The sequence below is a fragment of the Polynucleobacter sp. IMCC30063 genome, assembly GCF_021395235.1.
GTDB lineage: Bacteria > Pseudomonadota > Gammaproteobacteria > Burkholderiales > Burkholderiaceae > Polynucleobacter.
In genome coordinates, this window is record NZ_JAJVCQ010000005.1 from 43,421 (window position 1) to 67,234 (window position 23,814).

Sequence of the window (23,814 nt, forward strand, 5' to 3'; positions counted from 1 at the left end):
ATGTGAATATTTATAATTGATTAATTTATATATATATTATCTCTATTTAATATAAAAAGCATAGATTTATATTAAATAAATTCTTATTTGTTCATATATAAGAACAATAAACACTAGCTTCTATTAATAATTAAAAATACAGTCACTTAAAGTAACTAAAAAAATACCAACCCTAGAGTTAGTATTAGATTATTGGTGGGCCCACCAGGACTTGAACCTGGGTCTAGGAGCTTGGATTGAGGTGGTCTAGTCTGACTGCTTTGACGGAATGACTCAGAGTCTAGAATTTTGATGGCTAATAATTTAGGCTATTTCGCCCAAGACAGCATCTAATCAAAAAGCGGAGTTCACTAACTCATCCAACTGATTTTTCAAGGTAGGCGGCGTAAATAATGAGAGCATCGCCCTATAGGCATGCTTATCTATAAGCTTCATTCCCTTTTGCTTAAACTCACTAAACTCCGCAGCCTCTGGAATACTAAAGTAACAGCGCTTATCAGCAATTTGCGGGCTTATAAAAGGGTCTTTATTTATGACAAGGTTATTAACTAATTCCAAAATCAATGGAATACCAGCAAGATAAAGCTCAAATGTATGCTGCATTAGGCATAGATTTTGGCGAAGCGGAACCCAAGCAATATCAATAATTGGGCCAGTATCAATTCCTGAATCAACTCTATGAAATGTGCATCCAAGCGTAGGGGCACCCGATAGCATCTGACGAAGTGGCGCAAACAAACCGCCGAAGGCGGGAAGCGCCCCAGGATGTAAATTAAAGATACCAAATTTTGGTAAGCTAAAAATAGGTTTTTTAAATATTAATCTGAATCTGACAGATATGATTACATCTGGATCAAATGCATAAAGAGTTGCGCCGTCTCCAGTGGGTAACAAATCTCGCAATACATTAGTTTTAAAATGATACTTCTGAGTCATTTGAAGCGGGGTTAATAGCTCTCCAACATTGCTCGTTTTTTCTATTAGAGGAAAGAGCGTGTTAAGTGGTAGATCCCGCTCAAGAAAATTAAACCGCGCAAGCTCAGGGACTGATGATTCACCGGAGAGACTTTCATGGCTAAAAAAAACTGCTAGCTCATGCTCGGACAGATTGGGTATTAAGTGATTTAGAACGATGGCCCCAAATAAATCATGCTTAGTGCAAATTGCGATTTTCAATTTCTTGCTTTCCTAATATTTATTAGATTACTTCCCTTAGTTATTTTCATTTTTAGCACAAAAATATTTCCAGGATCCCATAAATGACAAAACCGCCCGAAGGTGGTTTTAGTACTTCTTGGTGGCCCGGGGCGGAATCTAACCAGGGCCTAGGATGCCCAATCCACTTACCCATCCGTCACTTAAAGTAACACTCAAAAAAATACCAACCCTAGAGTTGGTATTTTTTTGCTAAACGTCCAAATAGGCCCTAAAATTTATTAATATTTAATTATTTCCACAGCGAACATTTTGATTCGGCTTTAGTTGCAAAGGCCTGATCACCAGGAACTGTAGCTACTAACTTGTAATAATCCCAAGGATATTTGGATTCAGAGGGTTTCTTGACTTGCATTAAAAACATATCGTGTACCATGCGGCCATCTGGACGAATATAACCACCCTTTGCAAACATATCATTAATTTTGGCTGTTTTTAATTGGGTCATCACCTTTTCAGGATTATCTGTACCAATTGCTTTTACTGCTTTAAGATAAGTTGTAGTTGCTGAATAGTCTGCGGCCTGAGTGGAGGATGGCTCCTTTTTCATAATTTCAAAATATCGCTTAGCCCAAGCCCTAGAATCTGGATTTGAATCCCAATACCAAGCATCAGCTAGATACATATTTTGCGTTAAATTAAGTCCCAAAGCATGAATATCGGTAATGAACATGAGCAAACCAGCCAATTGCATTGTTTTGGTAATCCCGAATTCATTGGCGGATTTAATTGAATTAATAGTGTCGCCGCCAGAATTAGCTAGGCCAAGAATTTTTGCTTTTGAATTCTGTGCCTGCAATAAGTAAGAAGAAAAATCTTGAGTATTGAGTGGAGCTTTAACATCCCCAAGCACTTTACCGCCCGATGCTTTAATGACGGTTGAGGCATCATTTTGCAATGCGGCACCAAAAGCATAATCTGCAGTTAGGAAAAACCAAGTATCGCCGCCTTGCTTAACAATAGCTGAACCAGCTACCTTTGATAGGGCGATTGTGTCATAGGAATAATGAACGGTATAGGGGGTGCAGTCTTCATTAGTAACACGTGATGTACCTGCGGAAACGACGATAATTGGCTTCTTTTTCTCTAAGGCAATTTTATTCATTGCTAAAGCTACTGCTGAGTTAGTTCCAGCAATTAATAAATCTACTCCCTGCTGGTCAACCCACTCTCGCGCCTTACTAGCAGCAATATCTGGTTTATTTTGATGATCAGCTGTTAATAGTTCAATTTTCTTTCCATTAACACTTCCTCCAAAATCAGCTATGGCCATTTTGATAGCTTCAATACCGCCCTGCCCGTCAATATCACCGTATAGCCCGGAAATATCTGTTATGAATCCAATTTTTACCGTATCGCCAGAAATTTGGGCTTTACTAACGGTAGACATACTCATTACCGCAGCTGCAATTGCCGTTGTTACCAATATTTTTGATTTTTTCATCATCATCTCCTTTGTTAAATTAGTTTTAAACATTCACATCTACAACAATTCGTCCACGTACTTCACCAGTTAAAATCTTTTTTCCCGCATCAATAGCACTTTCTAAATTTACTAATTGCGCAATCGAATTTAAAGCTGCTGGAGGCGTATCACTGGCTAAGCGTTTCCATGCCGCATCCCTAATCGAGCGTTTAGCCATAACACTATCCACTCCAATTAGGCTAACAGATCTCAAAATAAAGGGGGCTACCGATAACGGTAAATCCATGCCCTGGGCTAAGCCGCAGGCAGCTACCACGCCACCATATATAGAACTAGCACACGCATTGGCTAATGTGAATGAGCCAACAGAATCGATCACACCAGCCCACCGCTCCTTTTGCAAGGGTTTGCCAGGTTCAGATAAAGAGGTGCGCGAAATAACATCCTTTGCGCCTAAGCCCTTAAGATAATCGTGCTCAGCATCTTTTCCAGTGGAGGCAATTACTTGATATCCCAAATTTGATAACAAAGAAATTGCAAAAGATCCCACTCCGCCACTAGCACCAGTGACCAAAATTTCACCTGCTTGAGGATTAACGCCATTTTTTTCAAGAGCCATGATACAAAGCATTGCCGTATATCCAGCAGTACCAATAGACATGCAGTCTTTAGCGGTAAGAGATGCTGGCTTTCTAATTAGCCAATCCCCCGATACGCGTGCCATTTGCGCGAGGCCACCCCAGTGGGATTCACCGACACCCCAGCCGTTCAATACAACCTCGTCCCCAATTTTCCAATTTGGATCATCGCTTGCACTTACGGCGCCACAAAAATCAATCCCAGGAACCATCGGAAACTTTCTCACAACCGGAGCCTTGCCGGTAATTGCTAAGCCATCTTTATAGTTAATAGTTGAGTATTTAATAGCCACTGTTACGCCCGACTGATCAAAGTTTGGCAAATCAGAGACGTCCAAATTTTTTAAATTGGCCTCTGCTTTTCCGTCTTCTGACTTAGTCAAATAAATTGCACGAAACATATTTTTCCTTATAAATTTAAACTGGTTGAAGTAATTCGGTAATAAATAATCTGCTCACAATGTTTAAAGGCTGGGTTGATAACTCTAATTTGGAGCATAAAACTGCTCCCTCCCAGGCGCACCAGAAAAAATTAGCCAATTCAGACGCATCAACTGTTGTTTTTATTTCTCGTCGCTCTTTAGCTAAATCGATACATTGTCGAACTTGATCACGCCAGTCTGCAATGACATTTAAAAGCTCAATTCGAAAACGCTCCTCTAAGGTTGCCATCTCCTGCCCAAGATTGCCAATAAGGCAGCCACGCTTAAATTCATAGCGCCTTACACCAGCCTCTGCCTCCTTGGTAAATTCTTTGAGACGTTCTAATGGAGATTTTTTTTCGTTACTTAAGATACGCTGTAATTTATTTGAAAAATAAATTCCATAATTTTTAATTACTTCAATTGCAAATTCATCTTTACTTTTAAAGTAATAATAAAAAGAGCCCTTTGGTATCTCAGCAATTTCAACAATCTCATCAAGACTTGTAATGCTGAAACCTTTTTGAGTAAATATTGCTGTACCAATATTAATTAATAATAATTTTTTATCATTTGGCTTTGCCGCTGCCTGCTTAATTTGCATAATTTTATTCACAGCTAATTTCCTTTGACTTGAGAAAATTGAAGGTTCTGTTTTTCCTTAAGCAATCCCCTCATAAAAAATAAACCAAATATGGGTCCGGGCAATAAAAGCCATGCCACTTTATCTCCTAAATATGGAAAGGCGAAAGTGACTATGAATATAGAAATGATGGTGATCAAAAATCCAATACTATTTTGAATTGTTAGGGCTGTGCCCACTAACTCCTGCGGGCATGCCTTAGCAGAAATAGCTGAAAATTGAGGAGAATCCGCCACAACTGCAAATCCCCAAACCAATAAAATAAAAATTTTCCAATTGGGAGAAATTGCATTGAGAAAGGGATAAATCAAGCAAATTACTCCCGAGGTAAATAAGGCAATCCAAGCAACGCGCCCGCTCCCGATAGATTGGCTCAGCCATCCGCCAATAATGCAACCAAGGGCTCCAATACCTATCACCATGAATGCCAAAAACGATACATTTTCATGCGCTACAGCGCCTTCAGTAGACAACAATATAAGTAACAGTAATGGGATAATTGTCCAAAATGAATAGAGCTCCCACATATGGCCAAAATAACCAAAAGCAGATGATCTAAATTCAGGTACGCGAAATGCCTGAATAACATTTGAAAAGGGAATACGCTGTTTATTGGGGGCATTCTTTAAATAAGGGCCATCGCCCAATATTCCGATAGCAATCGCTGCAATAAGGGCCAAAACCGATGAGCTTAATATCACGGCCTGCCAAGACAAGTCAGCGCCTACAGCTCTAATACCATGAGGCAATGCTGTGCCCAGCGTTAGCATCCCTACCAATAATCCTAAGTTTTTACCTGCCGTATTGGGATCCCAACTAACAATTAATTTCATTCCCAGTGGATAAATGCCCGCCAGAGAAACACCTACAAAAAATCGAAACATAATTGCTGAAATTAGACCTTCGCTGAGTAATGCAAAACAGCCATTTAATATTGCGCCAAAAATACTACAGAAAGCAAAAATTTTACTAGCGGGGAATTTATCAGCCCATCCACTCAAAGAAAAAAATAAGGTGCCAACAATAAAACCTAGTTGCACAGCATTTGTCAGTAAACCAATATCGCCTGTACTTAACATCCATAATTTAGTTAAATTATCAGAAGCGCTATTTGCACTAAACCACAGGGAGGTGCCAAAGAGCTCTGCAATAATAATTACTAAAATTGGTTTACTCATTAGTAGTCGTACCTGCAAACCGCGCATCTCTCCAGGCTATTGCCTCCCGCATTCCTCTTTCTCTAGCGATATCCATAAATACTTTTTTATCTGGGGATCCTACTGATTCAATTTGATGATCAATATCTAAAGCGACCTTTAGCGCCCTCTGAATTCCCTGAATTTCATATGTACTATTGATTGCTTTTTTAGTTCCCATCACTACATTAGGATCAACCAAAGCAATTGATCTAGCAATTTGTCTAGCGACCTCAAGATGCATACCGTCTTTAACTACCCTACTAATAATTCCCATTTGTAGGGCGCTCGGGGCATCTATTCTGTCTTGACCAGTAAAAATAATATCTTTTGCTTTTTTGGGGCCAATTACCCAAGGCAATAGAAGAGTTACTATGCCAGCACCAAATTTAAGTTCTGGCTCTCCAAAAATAGCATTCTCAGACGCAATAGCTATATCACAAGACAAGGCAAATTCAAAAGCGCCTGCCATACATGCTCCATGGATGGCCGCTACGGTTGGTTTTGGGCTATTCCAAAACCGCATTGTTGTATTGAAATCTAAATCTAGTATTTCTCGCCAAACTTTTTCTCCTGCTGGTTTAGCATCCATCTGGGCCTTAAGATCAAAACCTGATGAAAATGCTCGCCCTGCTCCGCATAAAATAATTACTCGGACTTTACTATCGGCTTCAGCCAAATCCATAGCATCATTAATCTCTATTAACGTGGCCTTATCTAAGGCATTCAGCCTATCTGGGCGGTTTAAAGTAATTTCCGCAATATGTTCATTAGCGTCATACAAGATTGAATTAAATTTTTTCATTTTGTAATTTATTGGTCAAGAAACTGCTATAGGCTCTATTGCCCCAGACAAAATCTTATTCTTAAACTCACCCCGATCTGCTTTACCCGTTCTTCCCAATGGTAATTCGGACAAAATATACATAGCATCAGGATGTTTATATTTTTCTAATTTTTGCTGCAAAAAATGATTCATTTGCAAAAGCTCTGCCACTACACCCACTTTAAGAACTAATAAAACGTGTATTCGCTCACCTAATATAGAATCTGAAACGCCTACTGCCATTGCTGCTGCAACCATTGGATGAGCGCAAATTATTTGTTCAATCTCGCCAGGCGTAATCTTATTTCCTCCGCGGCTAATAATTTCTTTACTTCGCCCCATTAATTCCACTAGTGATCTATCAACTTCTCGTGCTAGATCACCAGTTTTGAACCACTTATCAAAAAATGCTTTTTCCGTAAGATCCTGTTCATCTAAGTAGCCGTTCATTAAAAATGGGCTAGATATTTGTAACTCGCCTATCTCACCAAATTTAACTAACTCATTTTTTTGATTCACTATTTGAAACTGGACCTCTCCAGATGGGCGACCAATACAACCCGGGAACCGAATAAAATCGTTTGGAAAAAGAAAAAAGTCGCAGGTAGCAGTTTCAGTAGATCCATAAATATCAATTAAATCAGTATTAGAAAAATTTTCTCTAATGGAGATGGCCAAAGATTTCCCAAGTGACTCGCCGCCCATTAATATTTGCTTTAAAACTTTATTTTGATTAATAACTTTTATTTTATTTAGCACATCAAGCCGAGAAAATATACTTCGCATCATTGTTGGCACCATCCCAACTCGAGTTATTTTTTCTTCTAATAAAGAATTTAAAAATATTATTGGATCAAATTTTTCCAGCATCACTAGACTTCCACCTGTAAAAAGAGTCAGGAGGCAAACCCATAATCCAAAGCTAAAGTTGATGTTTAATACAAGTAAGGTGCGCTCATCAGTCTTAAAATTTAATAGCCGATTTATTTCATGAATTTTTTTATAGAAGGCTTGGTGAGAAATAACTGCGCCCTTGGGCTCGCCCGTTGATCCTGAAGTAAATATGACGAAGGCCGCATTTATGAGAATTTCTCTTTCTGGCGGAGTCTCTTTTGCTAAAATTAAAATACTTTTATTAATTTGAAAGCGGGCCTTGGTTTTAATTTGTAATTTTTTTAATACTTCATCGGGAGAGCTTCTATGCACTGGAATAATGACTCCACCCGCGAGCCATACACTTAAAATAGCTGCTACATCCATCATCTGATTAGAGACCGTGACGAGAACTGGTTCATTTGGTCTGATTCCCAGTTCAATTAATCGCGCTGCATATTCTTCCGCTGCCGCATTTAGCTTTGAGTAACTAAAAGTTTCTTTATCAGCGCTTAAAGCTATTCGTTTGCCGTATTTGAGGCATGCCGTAGATAAAACGCTACCAAGGTTTACTGACAAGATATAGGTGACCTTCTTTTACCAATTGAAATACCAACGGAAGGACTAAATCTAATCTTAACTAGACGAACGGTCAACTAGTATGTTCCCTAACTTAAATAAACCGTATTTTTCTTAAAGTACGAATCCCAATTTGGCCAAAAATTCATTACACACTTAATTGCACGCCCTATTTTGACGCTTGTAAGCTATTGAATTTACTGTAGTTTTAGGTGGAACAATATTCTTTTAATCCGTTGGTGGTGGTTCGAATCCCGCCCGACCCACCATATAGAATAGAGCTTTGCAGGCCGTTTCATAATCCTCGCGTGGAACATTTTCCTATAATCCGCTGTTTTACCCATTAGGCCCATATAGATCTTGGCGTTCAAGCTGACAAGCTCTTTGCATACTTGATGCTTTTTCGTGCGTAAATGGTTCGACTCTGTGGGTGATATTTTAATTCTTGGTGGGCCCAAAGGGACTTGAACCTGGGTCTAGGGGATTGGTTTGTGTTAGTTTCCTAACTCCCTGGATCAGACGATACAGCCTGCATCTAGCGGATGTCCGACATACATTATTTGGTGCTATTTACAAACTGTATTAATTCTCGATTAAACCGAGGCGCATTCTCCCAAAAAGGTGAATGTCCTACGCCCTCATAAAACGAATCCTTTGCTCCTGGCACGGTTGCAACGAGATATTTGCCAAGACCAATGCCAAGAATCTTATCCTGAACACCATGTGTTACAAGAGTGGGAACTTTTACGGCCTTCAAAGCATCTTCATAAGGAGCTGGACGACGTAACCAACTCCTAATTTTTGGTGGGACCACCATATTAAATGCAAGCATTTCCTCAAACTCAGATCTCGTTGGCTGAATTTCAAAGCAGCCACGGATGAAGTCCTTGGTTGCTTGGATATTCTGCGCTAAATCTTCTGTGAAGGTTTTTGGGATTAATTGAATCAATGAGCCTAGATTTTCAGGCGCAGCATTACCAGCACCACCGACAAAGTTGATCCCAGCAATGTTAGCGTCACCATACTTTTTTAAATAATCACTAATTATTCGCGATCCATAAGACCATCCTACAAGAACTGGTTTTTTTAATTGTGCAGTTTGAATAACTGCATTTAGCTCATCAGCAAATTTTTCTGAATTGTTATATAGCGCTGGATCCATGATCTTGTCTGAGAAGCCATGACCGCGAAAATCATAAGTGATAATCCGAAATTGCTTGGTAATCTCAGGGTCATTTAGTTGCTTTGCCCACGAAAGGTGACTTTGCATAAAGCCATGAATAAAGACTATTTCTTTGCCATTTGGGTTGCCCCATTCTTGAGCGCTAATATTTACACCGTCTGGTGTCTTGACGGTAAATGACTTATAACCTTGTGCGCTGGTGAAACCCACCCCAAAAAATAATAAAAGACCTACCAATGTGATGATTCTTAGAAAGTGTGGCATGCAACCCCCTTGTTCGACATACTTTTGAATAAATTCAAAAGCGGGTCATTTTGTTTCATTATTAGTTAAAAAAACCATAAAAAGGCAACTATTCTAAAAATTGAAACAATTTGTCTCAAAAAATATAATAGAAATTAATTTAAAGCGTATCTTAAATAGTGTCAAGCTACTATTAATGGATTCAAATTTATAGCATCAGTAGGTGTTTATAAGAAAAAAACCGCCCGAAGGTGGTTTTGGTCTTTCTTGGTGGCCCGGGGCGGAATCTAACCAGGACTGAAGATGGTAAATCCTAACCCCCCCCCACAAGCGTTACTTAAAGTAACGCTCAAAAGACAAAACCCCCACTATCGCTAGTGAGGGTTTACTTGGTGGGCCCACCAGGACTTGAACCTGGGACCAAAGGATGTCTGGCTCAATTCGTACTGAAGCCACCTGAAGTAGGTACAGTTCCCCAACTAATACATTCACCACTAGCATTGGTTCCAGTACAAAGAGCGTTGTAGCCTTGGCAATCTGAATTTTGAGTACATGAAACACCTAAGCCCCCTGCACTCCCTTGATTTATACCCAAATTTTGCTGACCATTAATTCCCCCAAAGCAGCTCATCAACAACATTCCTATTGTTCCACCCTTACCGCACTCAGTGCACGCACCAGTTCCCACGGTGCTTCCCTTAGGAACTCCAACTGGATTCCAACATCCTCTGACAGCGCCATCGTAGTCGCAATTGGTCTCAGTACCATATCCGTTTGTCCAGCCTTGAGGGCACTCGCAATTATAAGTACCACTTATGCCGCTGGGATCAGTGGGATAACCGCCATCTTTAGTTCCAGCTGCGTTACTGCTACACATGTTTATAGGAATCCCATAGCTCGTGTCGCCATAGTTAGCAGCTATCCAAGCCTGCGCCCCCACGCTCCCAGCAGTTAAGCTAGCGGTAATAGCAAATAAAATAGTGATGCAGTATTTTTTGATGAAGTTCATAAGCTTTCTGACATTATCAAATGACGCTGTTAAATGTATTTATGAAAATGATTCAGCATTAAAGTTAATTCGCTGTAGTAGGAGCACGCACAATGGCACATTTCAATTTCTTTTGTAAGGTTTTATCACTGCTAGTAACACTGACATAATGCCCTGCTGGTGAATTCGCTCCCAGACCATTACAAGCTTCAGTTGTAGTTGCTGCGCCAATTGCCCCATTGCAGTTTTCTGAAGAAGAAGGTTTGCCAGTAGTAATATCTTTTTGGGCAGCACAACTTGATAAAGCTCGAGCATATACAAAGCTACCATCAGATTTGGTATAACTGCATGCCCCAAGGGCATTGCAGTCTTTTTCGGTGGTTGTAGCTTCCATTGCAGTTAAGCAGGCAATTGATGGTCCGCCTACTGCTTTCATACAGCCAGCTAGTGCTATCGGTGTAGCAGTAGAAGAGTTACTTGAACTAGAGTCGCCACCACCACAAGCTACTAGAGCAAAGGCGGCTACTAAGAACAAGCTAATTAAATAGATGCGCATGACTTATCCTTGACTATGAGTATTTCCAATCTCAGGCGGTGCGCTAGATATATCTAGTCGAAGGAATAAACTGGTTATAGGAACTATATGCTTATATATAGCTTAAGGTGTGCTGGTATACCCTTGGTTTAGTAATTAATTAAGGAATATTCCGCCACGAGCGTCACTTAAAGTAACGCTCAAAAAAATACCAACCCTAGAGTTGGTATTAGATTATTGGTGGGCCCACCAGGACTTGAACCTAGATCTAGGAGCTTGGATTGTGGTATCACCTGCGGTTGCTTGGGGCCAATCGAACTAAGATCCAGGATACGCCATACCTATTTCACTGCCTTAAAGTCATAGCATAGAGCAGCGTAATTATTAAACCAATCATCAAACGTTCCTTTAGATCCTCGAACTGCCCCGCAACCAGAAAGAGAATTACCTGATAAATTCAAAAGCAACGAAAGGCCACCTTGGTCAGTTGCCATTATTTGCTTGCCGTCTTTGGAAATAGTAGCAATCCAATGAACTTCACCCCTGGGATGCTTAAGTGCTAGGTCTAAATGCCGTCCCTCTTGCCGAAGAACGGTAAGCGTTCTGGCCTCATCAAAACTGTTCCAATCTTTGGCAGACTGATTAGGATTGGCTACTTTATTAGCGCTACCAATTGAGGTTGAGGATACTTCACCCTTCCATTCTTTGGGCAGCATTGGAGTAGTTTGAGCAAATACTGAGCCACAGAAAACTGATGTAGTAAATAATAAGCAAAGCTTTTTCATTTGAAAAAATCCTTTTAAAGACTTGGGTTAGAGTGAAAGGTGGAAGCGAATTCACAAATATATTAACTGCTTTTTTACTATTAGCCATTCTTATTAAATCGGCCTTCACAAGCGTTACTTAAAGTAACGCTCAAAAGACCAAACCCCCACTATCGCTAGTGAGGGTTTTTTATGTTTAAAAGTCTACTTTCTACCCAAAGCAGACTTTTGCGAACAACCCATTATTTAAATTAAAGTAATCACGAAGGCACTACAGTTACTCGCTGAATCATTCCTAGATCAGAATGCTGCAGCATTTGACAATGCATGACGTAGGGTCCTGTGAAATCGTCAAAACGCATTCTGAAAGTAATCGATTTGGGTTCTAGCGCTGTTCCGCCAGCAGGTAAAGCGACCGTATCACACCAATAAGGCTTTATCGAGGTGCCATTGATACGAGTAATGAACATCGGATTGACATGAATATGAAATACATGAGATAAATTATTGCAGTTAAAAATAGTCCATTCTTCCACATCGCCCAGAATAATATTTTGAATAATCGTGTTTGAAGCTTGCAATTCGTATTCGTATTTTGGTACAGGGTTCGGCGCAATATAAACTGAACCTGCTATAGGCATCCCTATAAGCTTTGACAGATCGTCTTTTACTTTAGCAGTATTTTTCTTAAAAGACTCTAAGGTATCAGAACTTATTTCAGTCAAACCGGTAAATGCTTTATTCCATGCAGAAAAACTGCTATCTGCATTCTGCTTTATTTCATTACTAATCATGTTAAAAATAATACTGCGCTTCTTACCGCCAGCATTAGCAAATTCTTCATCGGTAATTGGCTTTAAATAATCCGTCATAGGTAGAGGTGCGGCTGGAATAGTAGTGGCAGTAGGGGCTGCAGTTGTTAAAGCTCCAGCTTTTTTTGCATCTACTACGATCACTGTAGCTAAAACATCTCCCGGTAATATGATGGGATTGTTTCCTTGGGTAATTTTGACGGGTAAAGATCTTAATAAATAGGTTCCTGGCCTACCCGCTTTCACAATTACTGAGGAACGGTTACCTGCTGCCAAAAGTACACCCCTACCATCCTTTTGCCGTGTATCCGGAAATTCTTGATAAGCGCTACTACCCCAACCATCGGTAGTATATTGATGGAAAACATGATCATCTAAATTAAGATTAAGGTAATTAAATACCTGAGTATTGATGAAACGCCATCTTTGTACCTCACCGCTTTGCATCACAATAGTAGGCTGACGTACACCGTTGATCAGTACTGGCTGCGCATTAATGTAGCCATTACTATGGCTGAGCCCATGACCTGTTGGATGATTGGCTATTTGTGCAAATTTTTCCAGTAAGCCATCCTTTACACCATAGTTATTAGGTACTTTGCTATTAGCAAAGTACGGTGCCTGAAATAAGAAAACGAGTTCAGTTGCTTGCGCCATCTCCGGCAACTCATCAATTGCGCCGCGCACCAAGATAGCGCCAGCCATTAGGCTGGCTACTTGAATCGCACTTGAACCGTGGTATTGAGGATGATAATAAAAAGGACCTGCAGAATGATTCTTTGGTAAGTGATATACATACTGGCGCTTGTCCCCTTGAGGAATTACTCCGCCATAATTAGGATCAACTACATAATCACCATACTTAGCGTCTTTCTTATCTGCATAAATTCCCGGAAATACATGTAAGCCATGCGTATGTAAATTCATTGTGTTCGGCTTCATATAGTTTGTAGGATCTCTAAAGGCTACAAAGGGGGGATTAACAGGTAAGTTATTTACCAACTTGATACGCAATTGATCGCCGCCTCGAACTACTAGTGTTGGACCTGAGTAACTTGGGGTCTGGTTATCATAGCCATAGGCGCGCAATGAAACTGGAAACTGTTGGTTAGGGCTGGCGCCTGATAACTTTGTATCTAAATAAGATGCCGTTAATGTGACATCGAGCAAACCATTTTTTGCTTCTAACATCGTTGGCTGTACAAAAGTCTGTAGGGACTTATTCGTTATTTTGTCGTCCTCTTCTCGACTGCACGCATTAAAACCGACAGGAAGCACCATGCCAGATGCCACACTCACGCCTAAGCGCAAGAAATGACGACGCCTATTTTCAGATTGCACGAGATCAGTCATTCTTAGCCTAGGCAATCGCTAAAAAGGGGTTAGGCGTAGTTTGTCTGATGGCTGCTTTACCAAGTTGACCAGATTCATTATTTCCCCAGCCCAATAAATGATTTTTACCAATGGCTAATGAATGCATTTCGCCGGCAGCAATTGCTCGCACCCCTAAGAGATTTGGAATCACGGTAGGCAGTCTACGAGACTGCAGATCACCTAAACCGAGCTGACCAAAGCCACTCCAACCCCATGCATACACTCTTCCAGATGCTGAAAGTGCCAGCGAATAATGCATTCCGGCAGCAAGCGCTGTAATCTTTTCCGGAAATGCAATCGGTGTCGGCCGATTCAGGTGGGCTTGCCTACTACTTCCCAATTGCCCATAGTGATTACTACCCCAGCCAAATACCTTACCTTCGTTGCTCAACGCTAAAACATGGGTTGAGCCGATTGCAATACGCTTGATTGGAGCTGAAATAGATAAAGGCTCAGGACTATGAACGGTATAAAGATGGCCTAAGCCTAATTGACCAGCAGAATTACTTCCCCACCCATAAACTCTTTGATCTTTAGAGAGCGCAATCATGAAGTTATCGCCTATCGCAATATCTTGAATCTCAGGAAGAGAAGTAATCACTTCTGGTAATGCATTAGTTTGCGTTGATGACCGCCCTAGAGCACCATCTGTATTAAAACCCCAAGTATGTACTTTGCCTGATTGATCTAAGGCGGCGTATAAAAACTGTCCAGCCACAACCTGAGTTGCATTGGTAATTGCATTGATAAGAGTGGGCTCCTCAGAAAATATAATCTGACCGCCAATAGCCACTTGGCAAAATCCCCAGATCAAAGTTTGCTGCTGATCAGAAACGCCCAAACTTACACCAAAGCCTGCAGAGATATCAGAACAACGGGATAGTTTGCCAACGAATGCTGGCTTCGCATCTGCAACTTTGAAGGAGCTGCAAATATCAACAAAAGGGGGTGTTATACGACCGCTGCCAGCACCACCCCAGCCCAATACTTCACCAGACTTTAACAGAGCTAAAGTTTGGTCCTTACCCCCTGAAATAGATAAAACTTGAAATAAATCGCTTTGCAAGCCTGTTTCAGAATTAGCCACAAGGCATTATAAGACTCGGTCAAGGAGTAGTAGGGGAAGCCGCATTAGGATACAGAAAGCCTTCTTTCATAAAAGGATTTGTACCGTAAGCTCCTGGCGGCGTATTCGGAGGATTATCCGGACCAAGTGCCAGGTCGTAATTAACCTTTCCTCTAAAGCAACCAACTGAATAGGGGTATTCTCTATTCAAAACATAGTGATAGGTAAGTTTAGGCGTGCCATCAGGCATCGTAATGACAGATGTGGTCCCATGACATACATCTAGATCTGCATTAGTTAGCTCCTTACCGTCAGCTCCGCGTGGGCCAGTGATTGGAAAGCCATCTAATGCAAAGCCGTAGACAGGAGACTGCTTACCTGGTGTGCCCTGATCAAAACATTTCCAAGAATAGGCATGGTAATGGTATTGCTGATTATAAGGATGACCGAAACACGCATCGTTCGGTAAAGCATTGAGGGGATTGTAGTAATTACCACTTGAATCGTTCGCTTTCTCGACATGCCATGCTGCACCAGTCAACGTAATACCCACAATTAAAGAATTAATTACATAGGCCCCACTTACTACTGGATTTAAAGGAACAAAACTAATTAAAGGATAAGGAGAAATTCCAATGGCAGCAGCATTGACATAGGCGGGATAGCCTGTTGCTACAGTTGTACCTGCTGGATTTGTGCCTCCTGGTAAGGCTTCATAGTAGGGATAAGCAGCTGTTCCCGATTGGACTGGAAATGTTCCCATTGGTGTAGTGGGTATGCCGTTGCCAACAAAAAGCCTAGTGCCTTGACCTGGGAACCCAGTTAGATCTTGCGTTGGAATGACAAACATATCAAAAACACTACCTTGCGAGGAATATACAAAGGCATTATTAGCGCCCTCAACATAAGCAATACTTGAAGTGGTCATGATGTTGGTACTTGTATTCGTCCAAGGAGTAGAAAGCTGACTCAGGGTTTGGGGCATCTTGGCCACACCAGCAAAAATAAATTCAATACATTGCGAATTTTTGCTACAAATTGTATTGGGGTCTCCATTAACACTAGTAACTAAAGTGGTTACCGTATTGGAGTCTGATCCTGAGCTGGAAGAGCTGTCACCGCCACACGAAAATAAGCCTGTAGCTACTAAGGAAGAAAGTAGTATTAAGACTACCTTGTTTTTTGTTAATACAATATCCACATATACTCCAGATCTTATTTAAGAAATTAAGATAATAAAGGCAGAAAAAAATAAACTAGCCCTAATTAAATTAAAGAGAAAAAATGGTTTCTCCGGGAACAGATTTAAGGCTCTAAAAAGGTTTGTCTGGAAATTTAACCTTCTGATCGTATAAGATAAATTCAATAAAACGCTTGAAAATCTGTCCATATTTCTTGCGTAAACACTTACTCTAAAACCCATATATCATTTGGGTTTTACAGACTTCTGAAGATTATTTCATTACTGTCCATATTTACAAATGCACGCTAAGCCAAAAATTGACTTCTCAGACCCTCAGCAGGAGCGGTCTAAAAAAACCTTAGAGGACCTTCTTCAGGCCGCATATGAGATTGTTGAGGCAGCTGACCCTGAAGCATTTACAAGTCGGAATTTAGCTTCTAAAGCTGGCTACTCACTGGGCACCTTGAGCCAAAGGTTGGGTTCAGTGGAAAATGTATTTTTCTGGGCAATTCAAAAAAACAGGAGTAGCAAATTAAATAGATACGCAGAGGAAATGGCGCAATTTAATCCTCAATTAACCATTCACAATTTTGTGGAAATTTTTGTTGATAAGGCTTTTGCCAACATGAATATCGTCTCCACAAAAGTCATGCGGTTTTATGATCAAAGATACTCCCTTAAGTACGGCTTAACTGCCGATTACTTTGACTACGCTGATGTATTAGTTGATCCCTATCTTGTGCTATGCCAAAAGAATAAGACCAATACCTTTAGATTGCTTTCAGTAGAAGAGGCGAGATTTATTTTTAAATGTGGTTTGACGCTAGTAGAAAGACCTTTTGCAAATCAAGATCCGATAGCTGGAACAGAAGAGCATCGCCAAATAGCCATTGATTCCTTAACAAGGTTAATGGCTAAGTGAGCTAGCAGGCAAGAGGACTACAAAGATGGTCAATCCTAACCCCCCACAAGCGTTACTTAAAGTAACGCCTAAAAATACCAACCCTAGAGTTGGTATTAGATTATTGGTGGGCCCACCAGGACTTGAACCTGGGACCAAAGGATTATGCTTACCACTACAGTTTTCACTGCCTGTTTCCAGTTTGTAGTCTGGACTGTCTCTTGTCTTTACGACCTACCCGTACAGTCTCTACACCTTCTAAGCATTGCTGCCTAGCTTGGCTCGGGATTACCACGCTGTTACACAGAGGCTTCCCCGAATTTGAGTAGTTCTACATACGAGCAGAGCTAACTTACTCATATGCAACCCACTAGCAATAAACCCTGGCACTTTTGATGCTGTAGGTTTACTGCAGTTAAGTCCTCTGCTCTAACCAACTGAGCTATGGGCCCTAAAACTCGTACATTAATCTTATTTACTACACACCTTAATACACAGTGTTTTTTACAATTCTTAACTAGCTAAAACCACACAAAAAGCCTATTTACTACACACCTCGGTTTTTGCCCTGGTGTGTAAGCGGTGTGTAAGCAATTTTGACCACCTATTTCACCACTAAGCTCTTGAAATCATTGAGGTATTTGCTACTAGACCCCTAGGGCTTCTTTCTTATGAGTCCTCTGCTCTAACCAACTGAGCTATGGGCCCTAACCTGCCATTGTAATTGAAGGGGCCTTTTAAATACTCAACCCAGAAGGACTTGATGAGTTTTGCATTTAAAAAGATATACATTAGAATATGTATATCTTACAGGAGTAAAAATCATGATCGTGTCCAAATGGGGTAATAGTCTCGCAATTCGTTTACCTGCTCAAGTGATTGAGTTTTTAGAACTTAAAGAAGGTGATGACATTGAAATTCATGTTGCAGATAAAAAACATTTCCAAGTAAAGAAAAAACCTTCATTACAGGATAGGCTTCAAGCTTTGAGAAAATTTCGTGGTCGTATGCCCGCTGATTTTCACTTTGATAGATCTGAACTAAATGAACGCTAAGAAAATATTTTTTGATACCAATACCTTACTGTATTTACTTTCATCTGATTCAAAAAAAGCAGATTGGATTAGTTCAAATCTACAGCAGTCTAATGTGATTAGCGTTCAAGTTCTAAATGAATTTACATCTGCCAGTCTCAGAAAAATAAAAATATCCAATGCCGAGCTAGATGAATTTTTAGATTTATTCACATCCACATTCAATGTGATGACGCTTGATGTGGAAACTTTCAACACAGGATTAATGATTTCCAGGCGATATGGTTATCAACACTACGATTCAATGATTATCGCTGCAGCACTCCAGGCAGGATGTGAGAGGCTTTACTCAGAGGATATGCAGCATCGACAAATCATCAATAAGAGACTGCAAATCGTGAATCCTTTTGCCTAAAGAATTCACGATCATTCTTTGAAAACGATCAATCTTCCTCAAGGAAGGTTTTAAGTTTATCGCTACGGCTTGGATGGCGCATCTTACGTAAAGCCTTCGCTTCAATTTGCCGAATACGCTCACGGGTCACATCAAATTGCTTACCCACTTCTTCAAGCGTGTGATCGGTGCTCATTTCAACACCAAAGCGCATACGTAAAACTTTTGCTTCGCGGGGCGTTAAAGAATCAAGCACATCTTTCACTACATCACGCATTGAATCATGCAAAGCCGCCTCAGCTGGCGCAAGTGTATTGCCATCCTCAATGAAATCACCTAGATGAGAATCCTCATCGTCACCAATTGGGGTTTCCATGGAGATTGGCTCTTTCGCAATTTTCATAATCTTACGAATCTTATCCTCAGGGATTTCCATCTTCAGGGCTAAAGTTGCAGCATCAGGCTCGTGGCCAGTCTCCTGCAAGATTTGGCGACTAATACGATTCATTTTGTTGATAGTTTCTATCATATGCACAGGAATGCGAATTGTGCGCGCTTGATCAGCGATAGAACGTGTAATAGCCTGACGGATCCACCAAGTGGCATAAGTTGAAAACTTATAACCACGGCGGTATTCAAACTTATCTACCGCCTTCATTAAACCAATATTGCCTTCTTGAATTAAATCTAAGAACTGTAAGCCACGATTGGTATATTTTTTAGCGATAGAAATAACTAAACGTAAATTAGCTACTGTCATTTCACGCTTTGCTTCACGCGCACGTTTTTCGCCAGCAGTCATTTTTTTATTAACCTCTTTTAACTCAGGCAGCGGCAAGACCACGCGCGTTTGAATATCAATTAACTTTTGCTGTAACTCTTGTACTGCGGGAACATTACGTTCAAGCAGTGCACTATATGGCTTAGATTCTTTTAATAAATTTGCTGTCCACTTCAGGTTCATTGCCATTTTTGGAAATGCATTAATCACTTCACCTCGATTAACGCCGACTTTATCAACCAAGAGGCTAACGATACCCCGCTCTAGCTTCCATACTTGATCTACTTGTGAACGCATGGTGTCACATAATTTTTCTACGCTCTTGGCTGTTAGGCGAAAACCGAGCATTTCATTACGGATACTTTCTTGCGCCTTAATATAGGCTGGGCTGTTATAACCATCGCGATCAAAAGCGCGCCGCATTTTATCGGTTTGCGTGCGAATAATGGCAAATTTCTTTAATGAAATTTCTTTGAGTTCTTCAAGCTGTTTGGTGTTAGCCGTACTTGCGCCCCCAGCACCTTCTTCCTCGCCCTCTTCCTCGCCCTCGATGGCATCGAGATCAACTTCAGGTTCTTCTGGGCCAAGCTTGATATCTTCGGCATTTGGATCTACTAATCCATCTACAAATTGATCAATCTCCATTTCGCCAGCAGCAATTTTTTCGGCATTTGCCAAAATTTCACCAATGGTTACTGGGCAGGCTGATAAAGCCATGACCATATCTTTTAACCCGGCTTCAATTTTTTTCGCGATGACGATTTCGCCTTCACGAGTTAACAAATCTACGGTGCCCATTTCACGCATATACATCCGGACTGGGTCCGTTGTTCGTCCAAATTCTGAATCGACAGTTGATAAAGCGGCTTCAGCCTCTTCTTCAGCCTCTTCTTCAGATGCACCTGCAACGCCGTTTTCATTTAATAAAAGTGTTTCTGCATCAGGTGCCTGCTCGTAAACCGTAATACCAATATCATTTAAGAGACCAATTAAGGTTTCTAAAGCATCAGCGTCAGATAACTCATCTGACATCACATCATTCATTTCGCCATGGGTGAGGTAGCCTTTCGACTTACCCATCTTAATTAACATTTTTAAGCGTGCACGCCGCAGTTCCTGCTGCTCTTCGCTACCTAATTGTTGGGCGGCAAATTCTTTTAATAAGGCTTTTTCTTTTGCCTTACGATCGCGCGCTTTTTGGCGGTCTGTGCGAACATCAGTACCAGGCTCAACTACCTCTTCAATTTTAGGCTTGCGGCCACGGACTTTTTTCTCGGCCTCTACTTCAGGCAAAGCTGCTACAGCGACTGCAGCAACCGCCTTCCCTTTTTTTACTGGCTCTACTGCCTTAGCGACATCCTTACCAGCCGGTTTTGCAATAGCCTTGCTCGCCGTCTTGGCTACGCCCTTCGCAATTACTTTCGCACCACCCTTGGGAACAGCTACCTTACTTGCTGGTTTCTTCGCTATTACCAGCAGCTTCTTCGGGTGTGGCTTAGCACTTGACTTGCTGCTACCTTTAATCGGGGTCTTAGCAACAGCCTTTGATGGTGTTTTAGCCTTGGCTTTGACGCCAGACTTTACAGGCGACTTTCCCACTGGCTTTTTAGCCTTTGGGCTGATTTTCTGCAGTTTTGTTTTTGCTACAGTCTTGACCGATTTGGCTGCTGGTTTTGCTGCCTTCTTCGTAATTGACTTTTTAGCGACAGTAGCTTTAATTATTTTTTTGGGTTTAGTGGTTGGCATAGGTTAGCGTTTACTTACAATTCTGTTAGGGGATGCCAGTAACCCATTGGCTCTGACGGCGGGCAAATATCCAAATTTCATCAAACTACAATGCAAGTCATTGAATTACAACAATAATTTTTTCGGGAGCCTTACATTATAGTCGATTGACGGGTTTTTGCCTATCTTCCTACGCAAATCTCAGTTTTTCCCCTAACTCGCGGTAGCGTTTACGGTCATCCTCACTCGCCACATTCTGCGCAATTTTTTGGGCAATTTCGGTCATTTCTTCTTTCAGGTGCAGCAGTTCCAATTTTTTCACGGCGCCATTTAAATCGGCATTTGCTCCCTCTAAATCAAGGTCAGAACCCATTACTCGCTGCCGCAGTATTTCATATAAAGGGGCTAATTCACTACTAGCTAACTGCTCCTGAAATAATGCAAAAGCCGCAGCACCTGCAGCGGGAGCCGCGTCGCCCTGCGCTAAGAACTCAACCAAATCACATTGCTTCAGTAGATCTTCCATTAAGCCTAAAGTTTTCGCTGAGCGTTGCTGTGCTGACTTAAGGATTAATTGTCTACGACTTAAATCAAGCCCTTTACCCAAGTGCGGAAACTGAATTAAGACCCGCAAAATTTGCTCTGCTAAATCAGTTGGTGCTTGTGGCGGCATCACTGCTTGCGCAACATTTTTGCGCTGTCCACCTTTACCTGATTGCCAGGGGGCAAATGAGTCGCGCCCTGGTCTCGTGCCTGAGATATTGGCCTGCCAATAAGGCGGGCGACTTTGGGCATTACCTTGCGCTTGACTAGAATTTTGTTGGGCTGTTTTAGAAACTTGCGCTAAACCACAAAAGGCCTCTAATTCAGGTGGGGTGGTCGCCGTACGTAAAGCAACTTCACGTAAAATTTGCGTACGTAAAGCAATCGGCGCCATCGATAACAACAATGGTTTACTAGCATGATGTATTTTTGCCCGACCCTCGGGTGTACCCAGATCTTGCTCTTCGCTCACTGTTTTAAAAAAGAAACTCGATAAAGGCATTGCCTCTTTAATCGCCTTATCAAAAGCTGCAGCACCAAAGGTGCGGACATAGCTATCAGGATCATGCTCGGTCGGTAGAAATAAAAAACGAATTTCTTTATCGTCAGACATCAGCGGCAAAGAAGCTTCGAGTGCGCGTTGTGCTGCGCGCTGACCAGCAGCATCGCCATCAAATGAAAAAACAATGCGGTCGGTTTGGCGCAATAAAGCCCGCACGTGATTAGCAGTACAAGCCGTTCCTAAGGTTGCAACAGCATTACCAAAACCTAATTGCGCTAAAGCTACTACATCCATATAGCCTTCACAAACTAATACAAATTCTTTTGCACGAATCGCTTGGCGCGCTTCAAATAGGCCGTATAAGGTATTACCCTTCGAGAACAAAGGCGTTTCAGGTGAATTTAGATATTTAGGCTCGCCTTGATCTAAGATGCGCCCGCCAAATGCAATAGTTTGTCCCTTCGGATTGCGAATGGGAAACATAATGCGCTCGCGAAAGCGATCGTAACGTTTACTATCATCGCCTTCACTTTGAATGATTAAACCGCCCTCTAATAATATTTTGGCAATCTCTTCATTGGAGTACACACCAAATACTGCCTCTAGGCCCTGCCAACCATCAGGTGCATACCCCATCGCATACCGTTTGGCAATTTCACCGGTTAAGCCGCGGCCCTTCAAATAATCGATGGCACGAGGAGCAACTTTTAATTGCTGCTGATACCAATCAGCAGCCAAAGTCATCACTTCGCTTAAGGCCAGCGCTTGTTTTTGTCTAGCTACATCCAGCAATGTGCGTTCTTCACGTGGCACCGTTAAACCAACTGAGCGTGCCAACTCTTCAATCGCTTCGATATAGCCAAGACCCGAATATTCCATCAGAAAACCAATCGCCGAGCCATGAACACCACAACCAAAGCAGTGATAAAACTGTTTAGTAGGCGAGACAGAAAACGAGGGTGATTTTTCTTGATGAAACGGACACAAACCTTGATAGTTTGCACCCGCTTTTTTTAATTGCACATGTTGACCAACAACATCAACGATATCGACTCGATTAAGTAAATCGGCGATAAACGATTGTGGAATTAAGCCCACGGTTTAGCCTAGGGTCATGATGGATTTAAGGCGACCTTTACCATTGCCGAAACTGCACCCATATCAGCCTTACCGGCTAATTGCGGTTTGAGTGCACTTATCACCTTGCCCATTTCTTGCGGACTGCTGGCGTTTAGTTGGGCAATTGTGGCTCGAACAATTGCCGTCACTTCATCAGTTGATAATTGAGCTGGCATATAGCCTTGCAAAATTGTTTGCTCCAACGCCTCTATTGCTACCAAATCAGAGCGACCCGCTTTTTGAAACTGTTCAATCGAATCTTTTCTTTGCTTGATTAATTTTTCCACTATTGCCACCACTCCAGCATCATCAACGACGACGCGCTCATCGACTTCACGCTGTTTAATGGCTGCCAATAAAAGACGGATAGTATTTAAGCGAGCCGTTTCTTTAGCCCGCATCGCGTTTTTCATATCTTCGGTAATTTGTTCTTTAAGGCTCATGCTGTCACTCTCCTAAATACCTATGAATATAGTAATACCAGTGCACTACAAAGCAAAAACCCGCTGCGTATGACCGTCAGCGGGCTTAAAACATCGACTTGAAAAATTAACTCAGCAAATAAATGGATGAATAAAGACTTATTAGAACAGCTTCTTGGGCAACATTTGACTGCGCAAACGCTTGTAATGGCGTTTAGCGGCGGCGGCTTTTTTGCGTTTACGCTCAGCCGTAGGCTTTTCGTAAAATTCGCGTGCGCGTAAATCGGTTAAGAGGCCATTTTTCTCAATGGTGCGCTTAAAACGGCGCAATGCCACTTCAAATGGCTCGTTTTCGCGGAGGCGGACTGTTGTCATGCTGTTTAACTCGTTTATGCTCGAAAATGATTGAAAATTTACAGAATCACGG

21 protein-coding genes are annotated in these 23,814 nt (G+C 41.5%); 3 read left to right on the forward strand and 18 right to left on the reverse strand.

The window, feature by feature from the left end:
- Positions 1-333: 333 nt before the first annotated feature.
- From LZG75_RS10040 to LZG75_RS12340, 14 genes are all read right to left on the reverse strand, one after another.
- The gene (locus LZG75_RS10040; RefSeq protein ID WP_233937437.1) at positions 334-1,176 is read right to left on the reverse strand and encodes a formyltransferase family protein; all 843 of its coding nucleotides are present in this window, start codon (positions 1,174-1,176) and stop codon (positions 334-336) included.
- A gap of 271 nt (positions 1,177-1,447) precedes the next feature.
- Positions 1,448-2,611, reverse strand: coding sequence for an ABC transporter substrate-binding protein (locus LZG75_RS10045; RefSeq protein ID WP_370635407.1), 1,164 nt, complete (start codon positions 2,609-2,611; stop codon positions 1,448-1,450).
- 73 nt (positions 2,612-2,684) lie between these two features.
- Positions 2,685-3,680, reverse strand: a complete 996-nt coding sequence (locus LZG75_RS10050) for an MDR family oxidoreductase (protein WP_233937439.1) — start codon at positions 3,678-3,680, stop codon at positions 2,685-2,687.
- A 16-nt stretch (positions 3,681-3,696) separates the two neighbouring features.
- On the reverse strand, positions 3,697-4,317 hold the full coding sequence (locus LZG75_RS10055) for a TetR/AcrR family transcriptional regulator (protein WP_233937440.1): 621 nt from the start codon (positions 4,315-4,317) through the stop codon (positions 3,697-3,699).
- A gap of 2 nt (positions 4,318-4,319) precedes the next feature.
- Positions 4,320-5,522, reverse strand: coding sequence for an MFS transporter (locus LZG75_RS10060; protein WP_233937441.1), 1,203 nt, complete (start codon positions 5,520-5,522; stop codon positions 4,320-4,322).
- Positions 5,515-6,345, reverse strand: coding sequence for an enoyl-CoA hydratase/isomerase family protein (locus tag LZG75_RS10065; protein ID WP_233937442.1), 831 nt, complete (start codon positions 6,343-6,345; stop codon positions 5,515-5,517). Before LZG75_RS10065 ends, LZG75_RS10060 begins: the two co-directional genes overlap by 8 nt.
- Before the next feature lie 15 nt (positions 6,346-6,360).
- Complete coding sequence (locus LZG75_RS10070) at positions 6,361-7,818, reverse strand: class I adenylate-forming enzyme family protein (RefSeq protein WP_233937443.1); 1,458 nt, start codon at positions 7,816-7,818, stop codon at positions 6,361-6,363.
- A 556-nt stretch (positions 7,819-8,374) separates the two neighbouring features.
- Positions 8,375-9,265 carry an alpha/beta fold hydrolase gene (locus tag LZG75_RS10075; RefSeq protein WP_233937444.1) on the reverse strand — a complete coding sequence of 297 codons (891 nt, stop codon included), beginning with the start codon at positions 9,263-9,265 and terminating at the stop codon, positions 8,375-8,377.
- Positions 9,266-9,680: 415 nt separating this feature from the next.
- Positions 9,681-10,253, reverse strand: a complete 573-nt coding sequence (locus LZG75_RS10080) for a hypothetical protein (RefSeq protein ID WP_233937445.1) — start codon at positions 10,251-10,253, stop codon at positions 9,681-9,683.
- A 64-nt stretch (positions 10,254-10,317) separates the two neighbouring features.
- Positions 10,318-10,788, reverse strand: a complete 471-nt coding sequence (locus LZG75_RS10085; protein WP_233937446.1) for a hypothetical protein — start codon at positions 10,786-10,788, stop codon at positions 10,318-10,320.
- Between the two features lie 320 nt (positions 10,789-11,108).
- Positions 11,109-11,552, reverse strand: coding sequence for a hypothetical protein (locus LZG75_RS10090; RefSeq protein ID WP_233937447.1), 444 nt, complete (start codon positions 11,550-11,552; stop codon positions 11,109-11,111).
- Positions 11,553-11,791: 239 nt separating this feature from the next.
- Positions 11,792-13,696 (reverse strand): multicopper oxidase family protein, encoded by a 1,905-nt coding sequence (locus LZG75_RS10095; RefSeq protein ID WP_233937448.1) that lies wholly within the window; start codon positions 13,694-13,696, stop codon positions 11,792-11,794.
- A 7-nt stretch (positions 13,697-13,703) separates the two neighbouring features.
- Entirely contained in the window at positions 13,704-14,804 is a 1,101-nt protein-coding gene (locus LZG75_RS10100) for a hypothetical protein (protein WP_233937449.1), read from the reverse strand.
- Between the two features lie 19 nt (positions 14,805-14,823).
- Entirely contained in the window at positions 14,824-15,984 is a 1,161-nt protein-coding gene (locus tag LZG75_RS12340; protein ID WP_233937450.1) for a YHYH protein, read from the reverse strand.
- 466 nt (positions 15,985-16,450) lie between these two features.
- Here LZG75_RS12340 and LZG75_RS10110 point away from each other — a divergent pair, with 466 nt between their 5' ends.
- The 3 genes from LZG75_RS10110 (at position 16,451) to LZG75_RS10120 (ending at position 18,316) form a co-directional block, all read left to right on the forward strand.
- On the forward strand, positions 16,451-16,888 hold the full coding sequence (locus tag LZG75_RS10110) for a hypothetical protein (protein ID WP_233937451.1): 438 nt from the start codon (positions 16,451-16,453) through the stop codon (positions 16,886-16,888).
- 803 nt (positions 16,889-17,691) lie between these two features.
- Positions 17,692-17,922: an AbrB/MazE/SpoVT family DNA-binding domain-containing protein gene (locus LZG75_RS10115; protein WP_233925028.1), complete on the forward strand. Its 231-nt coding sequence runs from the start codon at positions 17,692-17,694 to the stop codon at positions 17,920-17,922.
- The gene (locus tag LZG75_RS10120) at positions 17,912-18,316 is read left to right on the forward strand and encodes a PIN domain-containing protein (protein ID WP_233925030.1); all 405 of its coding nucleotides are present in this window, start codon (positions 17,912-17,914) and stop codon (positions 18,314-18,316) included. Before LZG75_RS10115 ends, LZG75_RS10120 begins: the two co-directional genes overlap by 11 nt.
- A 28-nt stretch (positions 18,317-18,344) precedes the next feature.
- Here the strand turns inward: LZG75_RS10120 and rpoD are convergent, their stop codons facing one another.
- The 4 genes from rpoD to rpsU form a co-directional block, all read right to left on the reverse strand.
- On the reverse strand, positions 18,345-20,822 hold the full coding sequence (rpoD, locus tag LZG75_RS10125) for an RNA polymerase sigma factor RpoD (RefSeq protein WP_233937452.1): 2,478 nt from the start codon (positions 20,820-20,822) through the stop codon (positions 18,345-18,347).
- Between the two features lie 169 nt (positions 20,823-20,991).
- Positions 20,992-22,944 carry a DNA primase gene (gene dnaG / locus LZG75_RS10130; protein ID WP_233937453.1) on the reverse strand — a complete coding sequence of 651 codons (1,953 nt, stop codon included), beginning with the start codon at positions 22,942-22,944 and terminating at the stop codon, positions 20,992-20,994.
- Positions 22,945-22,958: 14 nt separating this feature from the next.
- Complete coding sequence (locus LZG75_RS10135; RefSeq protein ID WP_233925036.1) at positions 22,959-23,408, reverse strand: GatB/YqeY domain-containing protein; 450 nt, start codon at positions 23,406-23,408, stop codon at positions 22,959-22,961.
- A gap of 141 nt (positions 23,409-23,549) precedes the next feature.
- Positions 23,550-23,762, reverse strand: coding sequence for a 30S ribosomal protein S21 (rpsU, locus tag LZG75_RS10140; protein WP_233925038.1), 213 nt, complete (start codon positions 23,760-23,762; stop codon positions 23,550-23,552).
- Between the last annotated feature and the right edge of the window lie 52 nt (positions 23,763-23,814).